The organism is Paenibacillus sp. H1-7, assembly GCF_022354825.1.
Classification (GTDB): domain Bacteria; phylum Bacillota; class Bacilli; order Paenibacillales; family NBRC-103111; genus Paenibacillus_S.
In genome coordinates this window covers 4,104,344-4,120,438 of the sequence record NZ_CP031168.1, presented here as the reverse complement: position 1 = coordinate 4,120,438, position 16,095 = coordinate 4,104,344, and the positions used below count along the sequence as shown (strand labels likewise).

Annotated in this window: 11 protein-coding genes; 7 read left to right on the top strand and 4 right to left on the bottom strand. The window is 49.6% G+C overall.

Annotated elements, in window-relative coordinates; translation table 11 throughout:
* Positions 1 to 93 precede the first annotated feature (93 nt).
* The 4 genes from DVH26_RS18285 to DVH26_RS18270 all read left to right on the top strand — a co-directional run bounded on the left by DVH26_RS18285 (position 94) and on the right by DVH26_RS18270 (position 5,243).
* Positions 94 to 1,404: an ABC transporter substrate-binding protein gene (locus tag DVH26_RS18285; RefSeq protein WP_239635192.1), complete on the top strand. Its 1,311-nt coding sequence runs from the start codon at positions 94 to 96 to the stop codon at positions 1,402 to 1,404.
* A gap of 127 nt (positions 1,405 to 1,531) precedes the next feature.
* Positions 1,532 to 2,620, top strand: a complete 1,089-nt coding sequence (locus DVH26_RS18280; protein ID WP_239635191.1) for an endospore germination permease — start codon at positions 1,532 to 1,534, stop codon at positions 2,618 to 2,620.
* On the top strand, positions 2,617 to 4,089 hold the full coding sequence (locus tag DVH26_RS18275; RefSeq protein WP_239635190.1) for a spore germination protein: 1,473 nt from the start codon (positions 2,617 to 2,619) through the stop codon (positions 4,087 to 4,089). The genes DVH26_RS18280 and DVH26_RS18275 overlap by 4 nt, the downstream gene beginning before the upstream one ends.
* A complete protein-coding gene (locus DVH26_RS18270) occupies positions 4,086 to 5,243 on the top strand; it encodes a Ger(x)C family spore germination protein (protein ID WP_239635189.1) in 1,158 nt (385 codons plus the stop codon). The genes DVH26_RS18275 and DVH26_RS18270 overlap by 4 nt, the downstream gene beginning before the upstream one ends.
* 29 nt (positions 5,244 to 5,272) lie before the next feature.
* Here DVH26_RS18270 and DVH26_RS18265 read toward each other — a convergent pair whose 3' ends face one another.
* Positions 5,273 to 5,980 carry a DNA alkylation repair protein gene (locus DVH26_RS18265; RefSeq protein ID WP_239635188.1) on the bottom strand — a complete coding sequence of 236 codons (708 nt, stop codon included), beginning with the start codon at positions 5,978 to 5,980 and terminating at the stop codon, positions 5,273 to 5,275.
* A 156-nt stretch (positions 5,981 to 6,136) separates the two neighbouring features.
* Between DVH26_RS18265 and DVH26_RS18260 the strand changes: the two genes are divergently transcribed.
* On the top strand, positions 6,137 to 6,826 hold the full coding sequence (locus DVH26_RS18260; RefSeq protein ID WP_239635187.1) for a DUF2238 domain-containing protein: 690 nt from the start codon (positions 6,137 to 6,139) through the stop codon (positions 6,824 to 6,826).
* A 31-nt stretch (positions 6,827 to 6,857) separates the two neighbouring features.
* On the opposite strand, the gene DVH26_RS18255 is transcribed toward DVH26_RS18260, so the two are convergent.
* From DVH26_RS18255 to DVH26_RS18245, 3 genes are all read right to left on the bottom strand, one after another.
* Positions 6,858 to 8,771, bottom strand: a complete 1,914-nt coding sequence (locus DVH26_RS18255) for an endonuclease MutS2 (protein WP_239635186.1) — start codon at positions 8,769 to 8,771, stop codon at positions 6,858 to 6,860.
* Between the two features lie 550 nt (positions 8,772 to 9,321).
* Positions 9,322 to 13,242 (bottom strand): Ig-like domain-containing protein, encoded by a 3,921-nt coding sequence (locus DVH26_RS18250; protein ID WP_239635185.1) that lies wholly within the window; start codon positions 13,240 to 13,242, stop codon positions 9,322 to 9,324.
* Positions 13,243 to 13,580: 338 nt separating this feature from the next.
* Positions 13,581 to 14,513 carry a macrolide 2'-phosphotransferase gene (locus DVH26_RS18245; protein ID WP_239635184.1) on the bottom strand — a complete coding sequence of 311 codons (933 nt, stop codon included), beginning with the start codon at positions 14,511 to 14,513 and terminating at the stop codon, positions 13,581 to 13,583.
* A gap of 599 nt (positions 14,514 to 15,112) precedes the next feature.
* Here DVH26_RS18245 and DVH26_RS18240 point away from each other — a divergent pair.
* Both DVH26_RS18240 and DVH26_RS18235 read left to right on the top strand, forming a co-directional pair.
* The gene (locus DVH26_RS18240; RefSeq protein WP_239635183.1) at positions 15,113 to 15,607 is read left to right on the top strand and encodes a hypothetical protein; all 495 of its coding nucleotides are present in this window, start codon (positions 15,113 to 15,115) and stop codon (positions 15,605 to 15,607) included.
* A 28-nt stretch (positions 15,608 to 15,635) separates the two neighbouring features.
* The gene (locus DVH26_RS18235; RefSeq protein ID WP_239635182.1) at positions 15,636 to 15,860 is read left to right on the top strand and encodes a hypothetical protein; all 225 of its coding nucleotides are present in this window, start codon (positions 15,636 to 15,638) and stop codon (positions 15,858 to 15,860) included.
* Positions 15,861 to 16,095 lie beyond the last annotated feature (235 nt).

The following is a 16,095-nucleotide window of genomic DNA, read 5'->3' as shown; positions in this document are numbered from 1 at the left end:
TTTGTCTATCTTCGAATGAGAAACAATCATCTATAATAAGATGAAAGCGCTTAACAAGTAACTCTCATATGAAAAAAGGGGCGAATGAAAGTTATGAAAAAAAGAAACCGCTTACTAGCTTCCGCTGTATTAACCTCTCTGCTCTTCTCGAACGCATGCGGCGGCGGCGGAACGACCAATGAGGCGGCACCAGGCAAAGGAAGCGAGCCGGCCGCTAAGAAGGAACCTATCGAGCTGACGTTTTACCGTCCGAATACCGGAACGACAGAAGAACAGTTTATGCAGCTGTTCGGCAATAAAATTAAAGAAAAATTTCCACACATTACTCCGAAATTCATTACGTACGGAACCGGTACCAGCGTAAACGAGGTCATGGCTTCCGGTCAACCGTTGGATATCATTATCTATTCCATCGGCTTCATTCAGCAGTATCATAAATTGAATTTGTATGCCGAGCTGGATGAGTATATTAAGAAACAGAACTACGATTTGAACAAGCTGGAGAAAACCAATTACGATTTCATCAAGCAAAACGGCAACGGCAAAATTTACTCCCTTCCTTTGTTCACTACGGCGGAAACGTTGATGTACAACAAGGATCTGTTCGATAAATTCGGTGTGCCTTATCCGAAGGAAGGCATGACTTGGGATGAACTGTATGACTTGGCCAAGAAAATGTCCCGTAATGAAGGCGGAGTGCAATATTACGGCTTCTTGACCTCCATTAGCCATATGCTTAACGTCAACCAGCTTTCGCTGCCTTTCGTTGATGGGAAAACGAACCAGCCGGCCTTTAATAATGAGCAGTTTATTAAAATGACGGAAAACTTCACGAGATTTTACAACATCCCTGGAGCTGTGCTGCCTAAGGAAAAATACGGCAAAGAAGCTGACCTGTTCAACAAAGACCGGACTCTCGCGATGTACGCCCACTTTAACAGCGTAATGGTTGGCGCTCAGCCGGATCAAAACCTGGATGCGGTTCCGCTCCCATCGTTCAAGGAAGCACCGGGCGTAGGCTCGCAAATGTATCCGACGTTTGGAAGCGTTACAAGCACGAGCAAGTATAAAGAAGCGGCATTTGAAGTACTGGCATTCTTGACCTCGGAAGAAATGCAAACGAAGTATGCGAAGGAAGGACTTGGAATGCCGATCATCAACAACTCTAAGATTATCGATACGTTCGGCTCCGACATTCCTGTATTGAAAGGCAAGAACATTAAAGCGTTCTACCCTACGAAGCCAGCCCCGATATCGGCAAAAACGCTATTCGACGATATCGGCTCCAAACATGCGGGGAATGCTTTCCGGGAAGTCGCGCAGGGCGTAAGCGACTCGAACACCGCATTTCGCAAAGCGTATGAGGCGGCTGTCAAAGAAATTGAAGCCGCCGCGCAAAAATAACTATACCAAGACAGCCTGATGCAGGCTGTCTTTTTCTATTTTGAATACCATTTTCCAAAATTGGCAACTCTAACAAACATACTACATGCAAATGCGATCTAACGCTGCAGAATGGACAGATTAGAACATGCCGAACGGAACGATCAGCTTCTTGCAAGCATCCATGATCTTGATGCTAATGTGCGGCCTGGCCTCTCACGTCATAGTCAATCCGATGATGCTGGATGTCGCCGGAAGGGATGCATGGATTTCGGTGCTGCTCACCTCCATCCTATTCCTTCCTTGGTGCCTCATACTTTTGTTAATTATGAAAAAATCCCGGCAGCAAAAGCTTCAACCTTGGTTGGCACAGCAAACGACTCCTTTCCTGTCCTGGGTGATCCTGGCTCCCGTGCTCGTTATCCTGTACCTAATCGGCGGTATGACTATCGTTCATACGACGGTATGGACGATCACAAACTATTTACCTGCCAGTCCCAAGTTCATTCTGATTACGGCTTTGGTGCTGGTTTGCCAATATCCGGCCAGAGTCAGTATTCGCGCCATTGCCATTGCTTCGGGGATTCTTCTCCCTACCGTAGTGACTCTGGGAATATTTGTGTCTGTCGCCAATTCAACCCAAAAGAATTATGCCATGCTGAAGCCGTTTCTCGAAAATGGCTGGCAGCCTGCTATCAATGGTATTATGTACGCGGCAGGCGGATTGACAGAGTTGTTCGTAGTCGTGCTGATGCAGCATCATCTGAAAACGAAAGCAAGCTGGTGGAAGCTGCTGCTGCTGGCTTCCATGCTTGTCTATATTACGGTAGGTCCACTGATCGGAGCCATTACCGAGTTCGGCCCGCACGAAGCGGCCAAGCAGATGATCTCCCCTTACGAGCAGTGGCGGCTTGTGAAGCTGGGCGATTATGTAGAGCACGTCGATTTTCTGTCGGTGTTTCAGTGGCTGTCAGGCGCCAGCATCAGAATCAGCCTTTCCTTGTTTCTGCTTGCCGATATTCTGCCTTTGCGCAGTACCAAGTCTCGCAATTGGCTGATTTTATTGGTTTCATTAAGCTATATCATATTAGCGATGCTGCCGATCAATCAAGACGCTTTTTACTTATGGATGTTCCAGGACTATTTTCCGCCGTGTCTATACACGATCCTGATTGTTACTGGAATTTGGATGGCCGTCGCGCTAATGACTAAACCACCCAAGGAGAAAGTCTCATGAGCCTACAACATGCTAACTCGCAACCGGTCTGGACGGAGTCTTCCATCCGCGAATTATTCGAACATTCGGCTGATGTTCAAATACAGCTTTTCCATCTCGGAGACGCAGACGATACCCAAATCTTGTTCATCTACGCGGAAGGATTGTGCGACTCTTCGCAAATAAGTAAAGTCGTGCTTCCGGAGCTTCATGATTTGGCCCAAGGGCAGCGGCGCTTTCGGGAGGGCTATTACGGGACGCTGCCTTTAATCCCGCTGCATTCGAACATTTCACCAGGACATCTGGTTGAATTCGTATTTCAAGGCGATTTGATACTCTTTTTCCCCAATAGTCGTAATGTCTTCAAAATGAATGCATGTAACCCGCCGGGCAGAACGCCTGAAGAATCGACTACGGAGATTTCGATCAAAGGGCCAAAGGACGGGTTTGTCGAAGATATTGCGACCAATGTTGCTTTAGTACGTAAACGAATACGAAGCAACAGTTTAAGTTATGAGATGTACATTTTGGGAACAAGAACGCGAACCAAAGTAGGCTTGATGTATATCGAAGATATCTTATCGCCGCAAATTTTGCAGGAAGTGCGCAAGCGGATTAAAAAGATTGATATCGACGGCATCTACAGTATCGCGCAATTGGAAGAAAACTTGTCGGATGTGAAATATTCCCTTTTTCCCCTAATCGATTTCACGGGACGTCCCGATTATGCCGTCAGCGCATTGCTTGCCGGCCGTTTTGTCCTTATCGTCGACGGAAATCCGTTCGTCCTGATCGGACCTGCAACCTTATCGTTAATATTGAAGTCGCCGGAAGATATACATTTTGGCTTCCAGTATGTTTCGTTCGCACGGCTCATCCGTCTGTTCAGCTTATGGCTATCCATATTGCTGCCTGGATTTTGGGTTGCCATCGTAGCCTTTCACCAGGACCAAATTCCATTTCGCCTCATGGCTACCATTTCCGTCGCCCGAATGGGACTTCCGTTTTCCTCTCAAATGGAAATGCTGATTCTGCTGCTGCTGCTGGAAATATTCCGTGAAGCCGGCGTTCGTCTGCCGAGCTCCATTGGACAAATACTTACGGTAGTCGGAGGGCTTGTTATCGGTGACGCTGCGATTCGATCCGGTCTGGTGTCCCCTTCCGTTGTCGTAGTTGGCGCCATTACGGCGGTATCCGGCGCGACATTGGTGAACCAGTCCCTAAGTACGGTGATCAGCATCGTCCGACTAGTGATCTTCCTGTTATCGGCGTTTCTCGGAATGTACGGCATGATTCTGAGTCTCATTCTGCTCTTGTTCTACATGTCCAAGCTGCAATCGTTCGGAGTTCCGTATTTGGCTCCCCTTTCGCCTGTGAGCTTCAAGGATTTGGCCATTTCATTCTTGAAAATTCCTTATAACAAGATGAAGAAGAGGCCTTCGAACTTGAGTACATTGGATTCGGACCATCAAGGAGATAGCACGACGTGAAGAAGGTATTATTGCTTCTGATAACGCTGGGGTTGACGCTTCTGCTTCCGGCATGCTGGAACGCCAAGGATATCCAGAACATGGCTTACGTAACCGCACTTGGACTCGATTATCAAGACGGAAAGTATATTAGCTACGTTCAAGTATTGAATTTTGCCAATGTCGCCAGAAGCGATACTTCTCAGCTTGGGAAAACCATCCCTGTCTGGATCGGCAAAGGAGAGGGCAAAACGGTTACGGAATCGTTTAACGCGATTTACTCCACATCGCAAATCCGCGTATTTTGGGGTCATGTCCGAACCATTGTGTGCTCCGAAAGCTTGTTGAGCAATCCCCAAAGGATCAAGGAAGCCTACGATATGGTAAACCGGTACAGGGAGATCCGTTATAATGTGCTATTGTATGGAACGAAAGAACCGCTGAAGAACATTTTTGTCCAAAAGTCGATATTAAACCTTTCACCGCTCGATACCGTGATGTTCAGCCCGTCGCAAGTGTTCTCACAGCGTTCCTATGTCGTTCCAGTATATGGATACAAAGTGATCGCCCAATTCAATGAGCCCGGTGATGGAGCGATGATGCCCTCGATAGCTATCGATAGGAAAAGCTGGTCCGAAGATAAGAAATTAAAAGGGATGCTGCGAATCGACGGAGGTTACTTTTTTTACAATCAAAATTTGCGGGGATGGTTAAGTGAGAGCGATCTGAGAGGCTACCGTTGGATGCAGCCGAGGCTTGAGCGGTCACCCATCAACATTTTCGACAGTGACAATCACCATCCTGTAGCCGCGATCGTGATCATTCACCCCAAAAGCAAGATTAAACCTTACTTCAAAGATGGCAAAGTGTATTTCAATATCTCGATTAGGGCGCAGGGTTACTTGGATGAATTTACGGATGACCTGACCGAGATCGAATTAGAGGAAAAAGCCGCCAACCAAATTAAAGAAGAAGTCCGGTTCACGTTTAAAAAAGGGCTCCAAATCCGCTCCGATGTATTGAAGCTGGAGGAAGCCTTATATCGTAATTACCCGAAACGATTTCACGAACTGAAGCAGGATGATGAATTGCTAATCAACGAGGACTCACTGAAGCAAATCGATGTAAAAGTAAAGCTGCTGCACACGGGCAAATATAAAGGTAGAGGAGACTGACGACTCCTCTGCCTTTTTCGCATGCCTGCTTAACATATGCACGTCTTGCGTTTCTTCCCGACTCGGCCCATGGCCTCTACTTTCTGTATATATTCCATCGCCGTCGGCACCTTGCACGCGGTTCGTCCGACATCAACGTGAACCTTCCCGATACGCTCGGCAGTGAGCACGGCTTCTTGGAACAATGCAGGAACATAACTGCCTACAGAAATGACAAAACCGTTCATCACGTAGCGTACACGGTTGCGTTCCCGGTGAATTGTTTCGGCCACCCGGTTCAGCAGCGATCGGATCTGCTCCCTATCGAGTTTGTCATCGGGCGTAATGGATAAATAGTTCGCATAAGCGCTCCATCCGCAGACGGCTATCATCTCCTCCTCCGCCTCCATCCATTCGGCTGCCAGCTCCATGGCATAAGGACTCTCCGCCGCTACACTGGCAACCGTATATTCAGCAAGCATATACCAAGATGCCTGGTGTGCCCAATGCTGGAGCAGCTCCTTGGACATTTGCTTCGGATTCACTGTCAAGCCCGCCAAATACATGGCATCGCTGTTGCCCGTTTCGTATAGTGCCATGGCCAATTCCAGATCTTGTTTGATATCTTTTACAAGCTTCTTCATATCTCCGACTTTGACGCCGAATAACGGCTCCTTGGCCCCGTGGCGAATGAAAGTACGCTTTGTTTGCTCCGTTCCCATGGATTGCAGCTTTTCCATTACCTCATCCAATGTCATGTTCATATCCCGCCTATTCCATTAACCTTAATCACACATAGATGTACTAGAATAGCATCATTATACCATGGCGATGTATGATAATTGGATTTTCGCCTATACTACCAATAATTCACACTGCAGCCAAATCCATTAACTGAAGGAGTAGAGTCCGGCATGAATCGACGTTCAGCAACTGTTAGTCCCACCAGCAGCCTGATGAATCCGTATATCCCGTTTAGCCGAAATCATTTGCTGCAGGTGCTTTTTGTCAGCTTCCTTGTCTTCTGGGCTGTTATGGCCATCCGTCCAACCGACCGATTGCAATGGCTGCTGGAAAATGTGCTTGTGGTCGTTTCGGGACTGCTCCTTATCCTAACTTATCCTAAGTACCGATTTTCGAATCTCTCTTATCTTTGTATTTTCGTATTTCTGTGCCTGCATACTTACGCCGCTCACCATACATATCAGAACACCCCAATGGATATGTGGCTGAAAGCATCCTTTCATACCCAAAGGAGCTACTTTGACCGGGTCGTACACTTTGCTTTCGGCCTACTCCTTACCTATCCCATGCGAGAGATGCTGATGAGAAAAGCCGGCCTGCGCGGATTCTGGTCGTTAGCGGTCTCAGCGGCAGTTATTTTTGCATGCAGCGCCTTATTCGAAATCCTTGAGATGATTGTAGCCCTGGTCGGAGCTCAAGCCGGACAAGATTATATGGGCATGCAAGGGGACCCATTCGATACGCATAAAGACATGGCGCTAGGGTTGGCCGGCGCGATCGTCTCCATGGGGATCGTTGCTTGGGTCCGATACCGCAATCGGCATTTGGGGGATAAGCAGAGGAATAAAGCAACAGCCTGAGCATTCGGCTCAGGCTGTCTTCTTATTGCGGCTATTCTTCTTTCTTCACGATCATAAGCCCTTCCACGTGCTTTCGGCTCATCAGTTTTTTCATTTTGCGGTGTTCCTTGGTCTCGAATACGATGTCCAGATCATATTGCTCCGGATACAGCTCCTTGGCGGGAATATGAAGAGACAATCGCTTCTTGTTAATCCGATGCTTCTCCCGTTGAATCATCACCCCGACTATGCCCATCGCGTCTTCAACCTCACACACGATGCCTGTACGTCCCAGATAAGAGATATAGACACTGTCTCCGAGCACAAACTTGGCTGCGGCAGATTGGTCAGCGGCTTTTGTTGACTCAGGTGTCTCATTCTTCCTGAACGGACGATCTTGTGCTGTTTCCTGTACCGCCATCTCGGCGGCAGCTGCCTTAAATCCATTCTGGGATATTTCTCGGGAACGGTGAATGATGCCGGATGGAATCCCGAGCTTTAAGGCAATGTGGAACGCATAGCTCTGCCCTGCCTGCCCTATCGTTAATCTGTATAACGGCTGCAAAGTGTCCGCATCAAACTCCATTCGCGCATTCTCAAATCCGGGAGCCGCTTCTGCGAAATTTTTGATTTCGGTAAAATGGGTTGTCGCTATGACGGTCGTCCCTCTCCGATGCAGCTCTTCCAAAATCGCGATGGACAACCCGACACCTTCGCCCGGATCGGTTCCCGATGCCATTTCATCAATCAATACGAGCGTCGAACGGTCTGCGATCTGCAATATTTGGTTGACATTCCGAATATGTGCGGAGAATGTGCTAAGCGCGTGTTCCAAGCTTTGTCCGTCGCCGATATCGACCGCAAGGTTGGTGAATACAGAAAACATGCTTTCTTCCCGGACAGGTACGAGCAAGCCCGATTGTACCATCGCGGTTAGCAGGCCGACAGTCTTGAGCGCTAATGTTTTGCCCCCAGTGTTAGGACCCGTAATAATAAGCGAGCTGTAGCCCTCTCCGATCGAAAAATGCAGCGGAATCATCTGTCGGCCCAGCAATGGATGGATTCCGTTCTGAAAATGAATGATTCCATCCTCATTGATTTGTACGGGGACTCCGCCTATGGCTTGTGCGTATTTCGCTTTGGCAAACAGAAAATCGTACACACCGACGGTGTCCACATTCGTCTCCAATTCCGCCGTGTAGCCTTCCGTCAAAGCGGTTAACTCGCTCAAAATTTTGAGTTCTTCTCGTGCTTCCTCTGATTTCAGCGCGGATAGCTCGAACTGCAGGCTCGATAACTCCGCCGGCTCGATATAGACAGTTTGGCCGCTGGCCGATTCATCCAGCACTGCACCTTTAACCAGCCTGCGGTGTTCTTTCTTGATCGGAAGCACGAATCGGCCGTTGCGAGTGCTGAATAGATTTTCCTGCAATATGGAACGGTGTCTGCTCATCAGGGAATCCAGCTTGCCCTTGATCCGCTCCTCGAAGATATTCATTTTTTTGCGGATCTTGGCCAGCTCCTTGCTTGCCGAATCCAGCACGCGGCCGTGACGGATGCACTGATCGATCTCCGATTTTAGCTTGTCGAGCCCATACATGGATGCTGCGTATGAGCTGACATTAGGAGCCACCGAGCTCTTGGATGCCATATACTTCATCAGCTGGCCGCAGCTGACCAGAAATTGATGAATATGCGAGAAATCGGCTTCTGTGAACACATATCCTTTGCCCAGCAGCAAAATAACATGTTCAATTCCTTCCAGTGACGGAATAGGTACGCTCGCTCCCAGCTGCAGCATAGCCTTGGCTTCGGCTGCTTCCTCCAGCTTCGTACGGATTAATTTGGCATTGGTCATAGGTGCCATGCACTCTACATGCCGCTTCCCGGCATAGGATACGGCATAATCCATGATGGAATCTCTTATGCGGTTAAATTCCAGTCGTTGCAATGCGGTTTCGTTCATTTCGATACTCTCCTTTGGGATGTAAAATAAAAAAAGGGCGGAGAATGAACGTATGTTCATTCTCCGCCCCTTATAGGCACATTCCTGTTCAAGAGTCCCTTCCTTTCATGGATGAAGATAGCCTATGCCGCATTAGAATGTAAGCGGCATGTGCGAGTTCATCCAAGGATGCTTGAGGAGCAAAGCGTGACTTCCGCTTCGCATCTACAAAAAAATCCGTGCTGAACACAGCACGGATGGGAGCTCAATGATAGGAATACACCTAAGGCATTGTATGATATCCGTTGTTCTTAACTAATTCCGAGGTCTTAACAAGCCCATAAGAAATAAACATCGCATGGATGTCAATTTTTCCAGGTTGTGATTTCCCTCAATTATGGAATTTATTAGTTAAGAACGACCACCGACATCAAAATCTCTCCTTAGAGTAGGATAGTCTTACTATATGAAACAAATCGCACAAAGTCAAGTTGTCTGCTTGCCTATTTTGTTGTGGCAAAAAGAAAGCCGCCTAATAGGCGGCACTGAAGCTTATTCATCGTTGTCCGGTTCAATCTTTGTCGGGATCAACATCCTTGTCGTTTCCTTTTTTGGTCGCTACGACTTCCCAAACAACCGGTACAGAATGATTGCCTGCCAAGTCAACACCTTGAATCGTTATTCTATTGCGGCCTTGCTTCAGAGTCACGACGACGGAATAAGTCAGATCCGGCTTCACGGTTGCAGGACGGCCGTCCGCTGTCACCGTTCCGGGCTCGCTAATTTTCCCGGTAATGAGATAATCACCAATCTCCGCCTTGTCATCTTTGCCATTGTCATGGCCTCTTTGATTGGTTACCGTTACAACCGGAGTAGTCGTATCGTACACGATTTGCAGCTTCACAGGAACTGCTTTGTCACCTGCCGCATCGACAGCTTCCACCGTAATGTCGTTTACTCCTTTTATCAGCCGAACCGGATAAGAGAACTTCAAATCAGGCTGGACCGCGGCTTCCTTCCCGTTTACGAACACTTGACCCGGTCTGTTCAAGGAACCGGTAATTGTGTACACAACCGTACTCACCGATCCACTCTGTTGATCCAAGTGAATAATTAACGGACTTAAGGTTCGGACCGTTGCCGGTGCGGAGTAGGCACCTTCCACTGTATTATTTACAGCGGCTATGCTGTACGTGTAGGTCTGGTCATAAGCCAAGCCCTGATCCTTATAGCTCAACTCCTTTAAGTCGGAAGCGACTAGCGTATATCTTCCGCTGCCTTCACTGCGATAAACCCGGTAAGAGGTTGCATCCGGCACCGCATCCCAATTGACAGACGCCGAAGTCCCGTACACAGCCGCCGTTACTCCGGCAGGAGCTTGAATGGCAGGTATGCCGACTCGGATATCATCCAGATACTCGTTGACCTTGTGGGTGGCCGACGATAAGAAATCGACGGCGCTTAAGCTAGGCGCATCCGGCCAGCCTTTGCTTTTATGGAAAGGAATGACGCCTGCAGAGGTTCCGTTAATGAATACCTCGGCCAACTGGGTTTTCACATCCGCTATCACCTTCAATTTGTACCACTTGTTCGGCACAAATTCATTGTTAGCCGGCAGCGGTGCGGCCTTGCCGTTGCTATCGTCCGATTTCCGGTAGTAGAAGCAGTAGGCGGTCGGGCATCCGGCGCCATAGCCGGAGAACAGCTCGATGTAGCTTTTGCCGAACGGAACGTCGTTTAACCGCAGTACACGAGGATAGTCCGCCCCTTCTGTCTGCATGACGCTGGCTTCGGCGATGACGACTCCTTTTTGCGCCGGAAAAGTTTTTGATGCTCTTGTTTGGCTTGTGCTGTTATCCGCCAGGTTCATCAGCTTGCTCGATGCATTGCCCGCCGGTATTGCAGGCACATTATCGACAATGACGCGATTGGCATCGGTATTCGGCGTCGGTCTGCTGTCGAAGCCCTCCGGATGGCTGCCGACGGTCATATTCTCGAAATCCTCGTTGATCAAATAGACGGCTGCCGGTGTCCCGAGCAGCGCGCCATTGCGTTCCTCGGAATTTTCAAGACTTTCACCATTCGAGTTGGTCGCTCGTACGACATAGAAGTAATTCACTCCTGCTTCCGCTGTCGTATCCAAATATTTCGTATCCGCTACAGTGGCAATCGTAGTATAAGGACCTCCCGGGGTCAAGCTCCGGCGAACTTGATAAGCCGTTGCTCTCTCGGCCGGCGACCAGGAAAGAAGCAAATCGGATTCTCCGCGGGATACGCTCACATTCGTCGCTTTATAAGGAAGCTCCGGGAATTTCTCGAATTGAATTTGCGAGAACATCGATTTGTTGTAGTTCTCAATCAGATTGTTTTCCTTGCCGGCATCCGCCATCAGGCCGATATACACTTCATCCGAGTCCAGCTGCATGGATCCGATCGAACTCCAGTCATTGCCTAACAAGGAGATATAACCGGTTACGGTCTTTCCGAACTTAACGATACGCACATAATACGGCGGATTGATGGACGGCAGCGGCGGCGTTTCGGCCAATGCCCCGCCTTCGGTTTCCCTGCTGTAAAATTCAGCAACATGGCCGTCCCCCCTTACAGCTAACGCAGTCATCCCCATCCGCGCTCCAGGGGTCAGCTTTTCCCTAATCATCACTCCCGCCTTGGCCAATGGTGCGGTATGCGTAATTTTATCGATTCGCGCAATGAGCTGTCCGTCGCCCTGAAGCTTTTGGTAGACGTAATGAAACGATTCGTCGTTGCCTGGGCCTGCTATGTTGCCCGCGCTTTTCAACGTAAGCACGCCGTCGTTCATATTGGAATGGCCTGGTAAACCAGGTGTTCCGATGGTTGCTTCACTCCAAGGCGAAATACCGCCAGTCGCATTGCTATGTACAGGGACGGCATAGGAATCCGTAGATGTACCCGTATTGTCTATAGCTTTCGCCGTCAGGAAGAAAGTGCCTTCAGGAACATTCGCCCATGTGTACTGATACGGGGCGGTCGTATCTTCGCCAAGCTTGACTCCGTTCTGGTAAAACTCCACCTTTTGGATCGATCCGTCGGGGTCCGAAGCATCCGCATCAATGACCATGGTGCTGCCGCTTCCGGTTATAGTGTTGGTTGCCGGGCTGGCGATCCGTACAACCGGATTTTGGGATCCGCTGCCTACGATACCGTTCAAATAGTGCTCCAGATTCGTATAGCCGTCGGAATCCATATCGCCGTTACGGTCATCCGGATTGGCCGGATCAAGCCCGCGAGCGAGCTCCCACTCATCCGGCATACCGTCGTGATCCGTATCAGCCGGTGCCGGTGCGCTCTTCAGATCAGGCCACCCACCGACCTCGGTTGGCGAGTTAATCTGTCTGCCGGTCCGGTTGCGAATATCTTGAATAATTCTCGCATCAACCGAATCCCGCTTTGGCAAAATAGCGCCGGCTTGAGCCAATACAAGCTCATAAGCTTGCTCGGGGGTATGCGTTGTCACAGGTGCGAACGGCACAGGAGAACCTAGCCTCGTATTCGTAGGGGTAAACTCGAACACGCCGGCCCAGTTATCCGCTGTTACCGTAGGGGACCCGTCAATGTAGTTTCCATCAATGTACCACTGGCCGTTGACGCCTAATTCATCGAGCACCAGATCCCTTTTATCCAACACCGTATCCGGACCGTACTTGTTGTAATTGTTGATCATGTTCACATTGGCGCTGCCTCCGCCGTAAGCCGTCTTATAATTCCAGTTGTAGACGACGTTATTGCGGTAATCCAAATTTCGTTTATCCTCTTCCGTCCTCCCTTTGAACCGGGGATTTCGGCTGCTGTTATGAACCAAAATATTGTGATGATACGTGTTATTGCCTGCTCCCCATAAGCCGCCGAAGCCGTGGCGTCCTTTTTCATGCTTCGACATATGCAAAGCTTCCCCAACGATCGACCATTGAACCGTCAAATTATCCGTATCCTGCGGTGACAGCACCTCGTCAATCGCCCAAGTAACCGAACAGTGGTCGATGATCAGATTTTTCCTTTTGTCGATGGTCATGGCATCGCCGGCAGAAGGGGTCTCGTCGCCCATACGGAATCTCATGTACCGGATAATGACGTTATCCGCCTTGACGTAGGTTGAATGGTTATTGACGCTGATCCCGTCTCCTGGCGCTGTTTGGCCGGCAATCGTAATATTGGAGCCGGTAATGTTAAGCGGAGACTCCAGCTCGATATTGCCCGATACCCGGAATACGACCGTGCGATTTCCTTGGCTTACCGCATCTCTGAGGGACCCGGGACCCGAATCGTTCAGATTCGTAACCTCGTATACCGAGCCTCCGCGTCCCCCCGTCGTATACATCCCTCCTCCTTCCGCTCCCGGAAATGCCGGAATAGCGGCCGCTACCGCAGGCAAGTCTGCTGCCATCACCGGCACGGAGCTTGCCAGGACACTGATCGAGAGCAGCGACGCGCAGGCTAGCTTACTTACTCTCATTACTAATCCCTCCCAACAATAATGGTTCAGTCAACTGTCGCGCGAACAATTTGTTACCGCTTACAACAAATGATCTGCACCACCCATTTACATAGGGATCCTTGGGTTTCAAGAATCACACTGTTGACAATGGGAAAGATGAAATCGTTTGCTGCATTTACAAATTATACAGGGTGGATGGAATCGTTCTTATAGGGCTTCTTTTCCATTCCATAGGGCGAATACATCTAAACGGCTTATCTTCAGGTAACGACTTCGCCTCCTCATGTAAATTTTTAGCACTCTCGAAATGTAAAAAAAGCCGCAGCCAACAAGCTGCGACTTGGTGCTACCCTATTTTATTCTGCTGAACCTTCAAGACCCAAAGCGGTACGAGCCATCTGCATGGTCGACTCATTGCCCGACTTCAATGCGAACAACCCTATCAATACGGGATAAGCCGCCAGCTGCTCCGCGATATGCTCTCGCATTCGAGGCCAAGTGCGCCCGCCGAACTGCTCATATTTGACCAGCAGCCGATCCAGTTCATCCTCGCCGAAGATGGCGCTGTAGAGCGTGAAATCGGTGGAAGGGATGGCGACCTCCGCTTCCGTCCAATCCAGCAGGCCTGTGACCGACTGAGACTTATCGACCAAAATATGCGGAGGATGCAAATCCCCGTGAACAAGCGCAGAATGCTGCGGCCAGCAGGAATCGTCCGAAATCCACGCTTGCCAACGCTGCCAGAGCTCTTCGGCAACGCCGATTGAGCGCTTGACTTCATCCATCCGACCAGCAAAGCGTTCTCTTGCTTCTTGCGGCCCCAATACTCTAATTCCCGCTGCTGCCGCCGCCTCATGGTCAACACCATGCAGAGCCGCCAAGGCTCGAGCCAATGAGTCTACGAACGTATCGGCTAAGGGCTGCCGGTCGATTCGAAACACGTATCCATGCTGTTCCATATCGACAGAGCCTGCAGGCACCCCATCCAGCTTCGGATAAGCGATCAGCTCCGGGGTATAAATACGCCATTCCGGTACGGCAACAGGCAGCCGCTGCTTCAGCAGCTCCAGTACATTACGTTCGTTATCCGCCCGTTCCAGCACATCCGCCCTTCTCGGCTTGCGCAGCACCCACGATCTTCCTGTTTCATCTTGGGCAAAAACAACTTGGAAATCCATTCCCGATTCGTCTACTTCCAATCCATTCGGGCTCAATCGAAGCCCGTTTTTCTCAGCCAATGCCAAGAGTTGTTGTATTTGAATTTGATCCTGCAAAAGATGTTTCGTCATAATAAAAGCCACGCTCCTTATAGTTAAGTAGTAAACGGCAAAAAACACAGACTATGGCCGCCTGTGCTCGAAATAACCGGAAGCTGTACCCTAAAGCAATAGGTTAGAATGAGTCGCAAAAGAGTGTAAAGACACCTGAAGACAGCCACCCTTAGATCAGGATAACTGAAGGGTAAGCCAGAACCAACTCATTCTATGGAATGCTGTTTTTGGGTACAAAAAAGAGAGGGCAGAATGGACCTACCCCCTCTTTGGTTACAACTATTACGGTTACAGTAAAGGTTCATCAATCCGGTTACTCCGCTAACGCAAGCAGAGCCTTTGATCACTATTTAATTGTAGTGAGACAAAGATCTAAACCGGATATAATCAAACATACGTAACCCTCCGTTCGTTTTAAAGTATCCTCATACTATCATGACTGTGGTATATTTTCAAGCTTTTTTCCATTTTTATCAAATGCTGCAATACTCGGAGCGAGCTTCCCGCTCTCTATTTCCTCCTATCAAGGCAGCCTTCGAATAGGTCTGGCACAGGAAAGGATTTATCCTCCGCTGCTGCTTCCCGAGCTGCCGATGCCCCCCTTGGAGCCGCTAGAGATGCTGCCGGAGGAGCTGCCGGATATCGTGCTAGAAGAGGAACCGGAAGTGCTACTACGGATCGAACTCGACGAGGAGCCAGAAGCGCCGCTGCTGCCTTTCGAGCTGGGAGTGGTACCTGTAGTTCCACTGCTGTTGTTTGAGCTGGAAGAGGTACCATTAGCGCCGCTGCTGCTTGGCGAGCTGGAAGCGCCGGTTCCTGCGGAACTGGAAGAGGTCGATCCGCTTCCACCCGCAGCGGTCGAGCTTGTGCCGCTGCCCGAGCTTGAGCCGTTACTCGTGAACGAGCCTGTACGGGAAGAAGTGCTCGGATTTGTAGTCCCGCTTGGATTCGCGGTTGTCGCGCTGCTGCCTGTCGAATCTCCCCCGCTCTTCACCGAGCCACCGGATGGATTGGAGCCGGCTGAGGAAGTTCCGGAACCGCTTGCCACAGGCGGTGCGGGTGCAATACCCTTCGTAAGCCTTCCGGATTGCGTCGCGCTGGATCTGCCGTAATAAGCGGTCCCGCCATGGGCATAGAAGAATGACGAATCATAGGAATCTCCATTATCATCGCAGCGGTTATCCCGATTATCGTCTTCACAATAATCTTGAGCCGATCCGCCGTACGGGAACGCAGGAGCCGTGCTGCCATTACCGCTCCCTTGAGATGCGATTCCCGACTGTACTTGCGTCGGCATCGACGATGAAGCTGGCAAGTACTGTACCCCCGCCGGGCCTGCTGGTTTCGCCGGAGAACATCCGGTAACAACCGTTGCCATAAATAACGATACGACTAAAGCGGAAGCGGAAAGAGCTTTGCTGCCCTCTTTATCTATCATTTCCACTCGCCTCCTTGAAGGTATTGGTTCTAGCTGTCGAAAGACTGGATAAATCTGTATAAGGTTATACGCAGCAAAAGTCCAAAGGTGTCGCTATTTGCAGCAAAACACTGACATACTGCTGTCAGTGTTCGTTGTGTAACATGATCATTATAGGGATAA